The organism is Acetobacter sp. (assembly GCF_047721705.1).
Lineage (GTDB): Bacteria > Pseudomonadota > Alphaproteobacteria > Acetobacterales > Acetobacteraceae > Acetobacter.
The window spans coordinates 1-6590 of record NZ_JBDNXK010000125.1 but is presented as its reverse complement, the minus strand read 5'-3'; the positions used below and the strand labels follow the sequence as shown (position 1 = coordinate 6590).

8 protein-coding genes are annotated in these 6590 nt (G+C 62.8%); 3 read left to right on the top strand and 5 right to left on the bottom strand.

Translation table 11 applies throughout. The annotated features are described in order from the left end of the window. Positions 1 to 100: 100 nt before the first annotated feature. The 5 genes from ABF824_RS14970 to traA all read right to left on the bottom strand — a co-directional run bounded on the left by ABF824_RS14970 (position 101) and on the right by traA (position 4963). Entirely contained in the window at positions 101 to 523 is a 423-nt protein-coding gene (locus ABF824_RS14970; protein WP_034931108.1) for a type II toxin-antitoxin system VapC family toxin, read from the bottom strand. Continuing rightward, positions 520 to 771 (bottom strand): FitA-like ribbon-helix-helix domain-containing protein, encoded by a 252-nt coding sequence (locus ABF824_RS14965; RefSeq protein ID WP_010512463.1) that lies wholly within the window; start codon positions 769 to 771, stop codon positions 520 to 522. The genes ABF824_RS14970 and ABF824_RS14965 overlap by 4 nt, the downstream gene beginning before the upstream one ends. An 85-nt stretch (positions 772 to 856) precedes the next feature. Then, entirely contained in the window at positions 857 to 1120 is a 264-nt protein-coding gene (locus ABF824_RS14960) for a toxin-antitoxin system HicB family antitoxin (protein ID WP_041250516.1), read from the bottom strand. Further along, on the bottom strand, positions 1117 to 1539 hold the full coding sequence (locus ABF824_RS14955) for a putative toxin-antitoxin system toxin component, PIN family (RefSeq protein WP_007396294.1): 423 nt from the start codon (positions 1537 to 1539) through the stop codon (positions 1117 to 1119). Before ABF824_RS14955 ends, ABF824_RS14960 begins: the two co-directional genes overlap by 4 nt. Positions 1540 to 1585: 46 nt before the next feature. Next, positions 1586 to 4963 carry a Ti-type conjugative transfer relaxase TraA gene (traA, locus tag ABF824_RS14950; RefSeq protein WP_415489789.1) on the bottom strand — a complete coding sequence of 1126 codons (3378 nt, stop codon included), beginning with the start codon at positions 4961 to 4963 and terminating at the stop codon, positions 1586 to 1588. A 162-nt stretch (positions 4964 to 5125) separates the two neighbouring features. On the opposite strand from traA, the gene ABF824_RS14945 reads away from it, so the two are divergent. The 3 genes from ABF824_RS14945 (at position 5126) to ABF824_RS14935 (ending at position 6413) form a co-directional block, all read left to right on the top strand. Then, the gene (locus tag ABF824_RS14945; RefSeq protein WP_415489788.1) at positions 5126 to 5419 is read left to right on the top strand and encodes a conjugal transfer protein TraD; all 294 of its coding nucleotides are present in this window, start codon (positions 5126 to 5128) and stop codon (positions 5417 to 5419) included. Positions 5420 to 5483: 64 nt separating this feature from the next. Beyond that, positions 5484 to 5723, top strand: a complete 240-nt coding sequence (locus ABF824_RS14940) for a conjugal transfer protein TraD (protein WP_010512299.1) — start codon at positions 5484 to 5486, stop codon at positions 5721 to 5723. 78 nt (positions 5724 to 5801) lie between these two features. Beyond that, positions 5802 to 6413: a CatB-related O-acetyltransferase gene (locus ABF824_RS14935; protein ID WP_110557470.1), complete on the top strand. Its 612-nt coding sequence runs from the start codon at positions 5802 to 5804 to the stop codon at positions 6411 to 6413. Positions 6414 to 6590 lie beyond the last annotated feature (177 nt).

Sequence of the window (6590 nt, the reverse complement as noted above, 5' to 3'; positions counted from 1 at the left end):
CATGAGGGCATCGTCAATGATGATGTTTGTTCGCATGATGTGTATCTCCAATAGAAATAATACACATTAAATCATCCGCTCTCAAGCATGCCGCAGGACATCAGGTCTCCTCCCACGGATTGAGAACCCGCACACCGGCCGCCTCGAAAGGAGACACGTCGCGGCTGGCCACGACATAACCTCGGGATGCAGCGGTGGCAGCAATATAGCCATCTGCCTTGCCAATTGCGCGGCCCTCTGATCTGGCCCGCACCATCAGTTCGGCATAGGCCTGAGACGCCGCCAGATCGAACGACAGGACACGCCCCGCGAACAGGGGCAATACCTCCTGTTCCAGCCGCTCATGCAGTACAGAACGCCGCCGACCAGACGGCATCGCCCCGATCCCGAAACGCAGTTCCGCCACCGTGACGGCAGACAGAAAAAGCGTCTCGATCGCCTGTCCATCGATCCAGGCCAGAACACGCGGCTCCGGGACGGGCTTCCACGGCTCCGAGATCACATTGGTATCGAGCAGGATCATTCGAAGGACATCGGCTCGGCCGGGGTCTGATCGCGGGTCTGCAAGGCCGCAATATCCTGATCACACACACCGGCCTCCCGACCGATGGACGCCAGAAGCGATCCCAGCCGGACCCGCTGCGGCGGCCGGACGGCCGCTTCCAGAATGGTCCGGATCTCTGCTTCCGTACTGCGCCCATGCAGCATGGCCTGCGCCTTCAGCGCCCGATGCGTCTCTTCCGGAAGATTGCGAATAACCACAGAGGACATGGCAGAACTCCTAATTTCCAAGAGTGATATCATAAATATAATTCCGATATCATTCCAGAAAAACCCGACATCCCCTCATCCAGATTCAGTTTTCCGGCACGTCCAGACGATCATCGTCCCTGATCTGCCCCCTTGTTCCGATCCGCTCCAGAAGAGCTTTCGCACGGGCAGGCGTGGTCCGTGTCGCCCGTGCGGAAAAATACCGTTCCGCTTCTGCCTGCCCACCCAGCCGGGCCGCAACAGCCGTCGCAACAAAAAGGTTCATGCTGACACCTGAAAGCGCCGCCTGACGCGTTGCGGCTTCCCGCATATCTTCCGGAAGCCGAAGCTGGATTTTACTGCTACTCATCCTCTCATCCTTCGCAAAAGAACACCTGGCCGCACTGCTGGAATACCGAACCGTGATACGGCCCGCTGCATGTCTTTCAGATTGAACGTGGCGATCGCATCCGCATTCCCGTTGATCGCTGTCTCAACCACAAGTTCATCATCACCATGCGCACCTGTCGGTCGCCACCTGTAATCAAAAGAAACCGGCACGCAACACCCTGCAAGTCCATCAAGAACCTCCAGAACTTCATCTCCCTGAACGCCCATTCGAAAAAGATTTTCAGAGCGACGCAACACCGCCTCGTATTCGACCAGGAGGGTCGTGGAGAGCAGCAGACTGAAATTCCCATCCAAGGCCCCCAGCAAAAGCTGCCGGGACGCTCCATCCGGTGACATAAATCCCGAAAGAACAACATCCGTATCAAGAACAACACGCATAGTGACACCATATATGACGTCACTGGTTAACGTAAATCAAAATCTCCTACATCCCCATATCCATATCCCGCGACCTGGAGCGCGACAGCGAGCGCGTGCGCTGCGGCTGCAATCCGTGATCGAGCGTCGATCCCTTCCGGACACCCAGTTCATGCCCCTTCTGCCGCAGGAGGGATTCAAGCTGCGCGTCCCGCTTCAGCTCCTTGAGCGCCACACCCTGCTGCTCGCGGCTCAGCCCGTCCCATGCCTTCACGAACCGCGCCGCCCGCAACTCGGGGGAATGCCGCACCTTGTCCTCATGCTCCAGCCCCTCGACCAGCCTGCGCGCCCGTGCCGGCCCCTCCAGCCCGTAAAGGGCCTGCCGGATCTCCGGCTCATGCTTCACGGCGGTTTCCAGGGCGATCACCGCCCCGGGCCTTAGCCGTTCCAGAGCCGTGCTGGCGTTAAGCCATGCCTTCTTCTGGTGCTCCAGCACCGGCAGGTCCTGCTCCACCATGCGCCCGATGTCCCGCACCGCCCGCGCATACTGCTCCACCGCCTGGTGGAGCGGGTCACCACCCGGTACAAACCCACCCAGCCCGGCCGGCACCTGCGCGCGCTGCACACGCGGCAGCCGCAACCCGGCAAAGGGCGAGGCGGGAGCCTCACGCCCGGTCCCACTTTCCCCCTTGCCGGCCCCGGCATCCATCCCGGCCGATACGTCTTTGTCCGCCGCCCGGCCACGCCCCCGCACGGACAGGTCCAGCCCGTCGAACATCCCGCGCTTCCGCTGCGCCGGTGCCGGATCTGGCGTACGGACAGCTTCGGCCTGCCTGTCCTTCCGGGGGCCAGCGACGGCCTTGCCGCGCTCCACCACGATCTCGCTCTCGGGGACATACAGCCCGCGCCGCCGCGCGAACCCGGCATCCCGATCCCGGACCTGCGGGTAATCCAGCGTGGTATCCTTCAGCCGCTCGCGCGACAGCCGCTTCACCAACCCGTCCCAGTTGCCCACGTCATCCCGGCCCCAATGGACGGACACGCTCTCCCGGTGCCGTGACAGCGCCACATAGGTCCCGTGCCGGTCCATGCTCCCCGTCGCCAGCACATGCGCCCGGTCCACTGTCACACCCTGCGATTTGTGGATGGTGGCCGCATAGCCATGATCCAGCGCGTCATAATCCGCCACCGACACGGACACGACCCGGCCAGTCCCGGCACCACCCGGCCCGTCGAGCTGCACCGACAGCACGAGATCCCCGGCATCAGGCGACCCCGTGATGCCCCGCACCGTGCCCAGCGTGCCGTTCTTCACCCCCAGCTCCCGGTCATTGCGCAGGAAGTAGACCCGCTCCCCGTCGGCAAACATCCGCTCGCCCTGGACGGTCGGTACCAGCACGTCCTCACCCAGCTCACCCGCCTCCCGCCGGATGGCGCGTGCCGCCTCGTTCAGCGCCCGCACATCGACACGCCGGTGCGCCAGCATGATTTGGCTTTCTTCGGGCGCAGCCTGCCGGGCTTCATCCCACCCGGCCACTACCCCGGCCCGCGCCTCTTCCAGCGTATCATGCCCGCGCCCCATGCCAGCCGCCTCATAGCGTCCCAGCGCTTGCTCTGTCCGCCCGGTCGCAAGCGCCTTCGTGGCCGCCTGCTGCCAGCCTTCACGCTGCCGGCGCACCGTCGTGATCTCCACCGACCCGACCCGCTCGGCCACCGCCCGGAACGCACCACCGGCCTCGATCGCCTGCAACTGCTCGGGATCACCCACCAGCACGACCTTGGCCCCGGCACCGCGCGCGGCCGACAGCACCCGCTCCATCTGCCGTGACCCCACCATGCCGGCCTCATCCACCACCAGCACGTCCCCGCGCTCCAGCAGGTCGAACCCACGCTCCCACGCCCGCTCCAGGGAGGCCAGCGTCCGGCTCTCGATCCCGGACCCCGCTTCCAGCCCTTCCGCCGCGATCCCCGACAGCGCCGCCCCGCGCACCCGATACCCGGCCTCTTCCCATGCCGCGCAGGCGACACCCAGCATGGTGCTCTTCCCCGTCCCGGCATACCCGACCACCACGGACAGGTCGCGGGACTTCGTGACCTCGCCTACCGCCAGCGCCTGCTCGTCCCCAAGCCCGTCCCGCGCCATCGCCACCCGACGCACCGCCAGCGGCACCGCATGACCCTGGGACCGCCCCATCGCAAGCGATGCCTCTTCCAGACGCTGCTCGACCCCGATCATCTCCCGTGTGGAAAACCGCTCCCGCCCATGCCCGTCTTTCCCAATGGCAACCAGATCCGGACACGCTTCCACCTGAACCATGACAGCACTGAACTGTTCCGCGTCTGCCGTATGCCGGTCCACGAACCGCGCCAGGTCCTGGCGGGTGAATGTACTCTGCTGTCGGGTCAGCGCCTCCAGCGCCACATGCGGCTCGGCCAGCAACCTTTCGCCATTGCGCCGCGCGATCTCCAGATGGTCGGCAACCCGTTCCGCGTCCTCGCCCCGCTCTTCCCGGCGCATCCCGGCCGGACCGATCTTGTTCTGCGGCTCAAGGTCGATCCCCTGTGCAGCAAACGACCGATGGTCGATCCGCACATCCAGGTCCAGTTCGGCCAGCCGTTCATTGGCGAGCGACGCCCACCGCTCCCGCCACGTCAGCAGCAGGTCCTTGTCATTCCATGAACGCTCTTTCGCACCGAACCCGATGGAAGGCTGATCCTGCGCCAGCCCCAGGCCTTCATGCCGCAACCGTGCTGCCGCGATCAGTCGCGCCGTTCTTCCAGCCGCTGCAAGCGCTTCTCCAGCGTCGAGAGCTTCAGCAGGATGCCGCGCTGCGTCTCCCGGATCTCTGTCAGCAGACGGATCATGAGCTTGAGCGGATCGTCCTCCCCTTTCTGCTCCATCAGGTCCAGGATCCGGCGTGATGTCGTATGCGCCCCTGCCGCCTCGTTCAGGATGCGGGATTCTGTCTCGTCTTCCATGCACAGCCTCTCCGGTTTTGACTTCGATCCGCCGCGTGGACAGCATCACATGGGCATGGGGCTTCGCCTGTCCGTCTTCGCCAATATCCCAATGCACATTGAGATCGGCCACCATGCCGCGTTCCACGAACTGCTCGCGCACGAAATCCCGTGCCAGCGCGATCCCCTGCGCCTGGGTCATTTCGCGCGGGATTGAAAACTCCACCTCGCGGGCAAGCTGGGCATCCCTGCGCTTCTCGATCGCCTCGACCTCGTTCCAGAGGGTCGCACGGTCGAGAAACCGTTCCGGCGCGCCATCGGGTAGCAGGATCTCGGAATGCACCACGCCGCTCTTGTTGGAAAAGTCATGGTCGCGATCTAGCTGCAAATCATGCAGGCGGGACGCCGCACGATAGGCTGCTGCCGCCACGGCGCTCCGGCCGGTGGCGCGGCTGATGACCTTTGCATGCAGGTGATAGATCGCCATGGACACGATCCTATCACACCCTTTAAGCGCACGTCACGAAGTGACGTATAAGCGCGCACTCACATTTTACTGCACCATAAAGATTGATTGCTCTGGATGAGTGACGCGGTTCTCGCCTGTGTGGTAGAGTATGACACAGACCAGCAGGACAGGTGACCGGAAATGCGCAGGCCACGGGACATTGATGCGGAACTGAAGGCGCTTCAGGAAAAGGCGAAGCAGCTTAAGGCGCAACGGACCATCCAGCTCGGCGAACTGGTCGAGGCGACGGGAGCCGATACCCTGTCAATCGAGGCGCTGGCCGGGGTGCTGCTTGCGGCTGTCGAACAGGCGGAAGGTAAACCGGAAGCCGTCGCGAGGTGGACCGAACAGGGGACCGCGTTCTTTCAGGCCGGCGCAAAAAAGGGCGGCCGGAAAGGAACCGGACACGATCAGAACGGAGCTTCTGGCGCTTGAAAGACGGATCAGGAAGCAGGCGGCCCTGATCCATCGCCATCAGGCACGAAAGGCACGCACCGACATGCGCGACTGGGCGAAGGCGCGACGGGAACGCACTCATCATCTGATCGAACTGGGCGGCCTGGTCCAGAAGGCGGGACTGGTCGATCTGACCGATGATGACCGCGCCACCCTGCTCGGGGCTTTTCTGGATATTGCAGGACAGCTCCAGGGCAGCAATGATACTGCTCCGGTTGACCTGAAAACACGCTGGAGGCGCGCGGGGCTTCATGCCTTCGACAGGGACCGAGAACAGGACTGACGACGAAACACGATCATCTGATCTGTCCGCTATCGAATGCAAACGAAACCCTGAACCAGAACGGGAGAACCGAGGCCCATGTATTACGGCAAGAACGCCTTTTCTCTGCTCCTACGTTACACCCTTGCCCATGAGATCGAAGAGTGGGGCTGGGACATCGGCGACCATACATATGGTGCCAAGGGTTCTCCCATCATCATAGAAGCCGAATATGCCGGCCTGAAGATCGGTAAATACTGCTCCATTGCCCGCGAGGTGCTGATGATCCTGGGCAATCACCGACCGGATACGATCACCACCTACCCGTTCAAGAACCAGTGCAATTTCTGGCCCGAAGCGGCTGATGCAACCGATGACCATTCCACCAAGGGAGATATCGTCATTGGCAACGACGTCTGGATCGGCGCACGGGCCAATATCATGTCGGGTGTCACCATAGGATCAGGCGCGATCATCGCCACGGCGGCCGTGGTGACCCGGGACGTGCCGCCATATGCCATCGTGGGCGGCAACCCGGCCCGGGTCATCAAATACCGCTTCCCCGAAAAGACCATCGGGCGTCTGCTTGCAGTCGCCTGGTGGGACTGGCCTGAAGCATTGATACGAGAACGGATGCCCCTCCTGATGAGCGACGATATCGACGCTTTCCTGCGCGCTTTTGAAAAAGGACCCGCACAGGAAAAATCATGATGCAAAAACTGTTTTTGCTCCTTGTTGTCCTGCCGATCCTCTTCCGGCCTGCTTCAGGCTTTCATGCCTTCGACAGGCACCGGGAACAGGACAGGACAGGACAGGACAGGACAGGACAGGACAACAGGCAGACGTGACCATGACCAACCACAAGACACGATCATCCGGAGCTGACAC

Excerpts from the sequence above, each read along its gene's own strand:
- ABF824_RS14945 (WP_415489788.1), top strand. The coding sequence starts at position 5,126 with ATGCGCAGGCCACGGGACATTGATGCGGAACTGAAGGCGCTTCAGGAA.
- ABF824_RS14965 (WP_010512463.1), bottom strand. The coding sequence starts at position 771 with ATGTCCTCTGTGGTTATTCGCAATCTTCCGGAAGAGACGCATCGGGCG.
- ABF824_RS14940 (WP_010512299.1), top strand. The coding sequence starts at position 5,484 with ATGCGCGACTGGGCGAAGGCGCGACGGGAACGCACTCATCATCTGATC.
- ABF824_RS14935 (WP_110557470.1), top strand. The coding sequence starts at position 5,802 with ATGTATTACGGCAAGAACGCCTTTTCTCTGCTCCTACGTTACACCCTT.
- ABF824_RS14970 (WP_034931108.1), bottom strand. The coding sequence starts at position 523 with ATGATCCTGCTCGATACCAATGTGATCTCGGAGCCGTGGAAGCCCGTC.
- ABF824_RS14955 (WP_007396294.1), bottom strand. The coding sequence starts at position 1,539 with ATGCGTGTTGTTCTTGATACGGATGTTGTTCTTTCGGGATTTATGTCA.
- traA (WP_415489789.1), bottom strand. The coding sequence starts at position 4,963 with ATGGCGATCTATCACCTGCATGCAAAGGTCATCAGCCGCGCCACCGGC.
- ABF824_RS14960 (WP_041250516.1), bottom strand. The coding sequence starts at position 1,120 with ATGAGTAGCAGTAAAATCCAGCTTCGGCTTCCGGAAGATATGCGGGAA.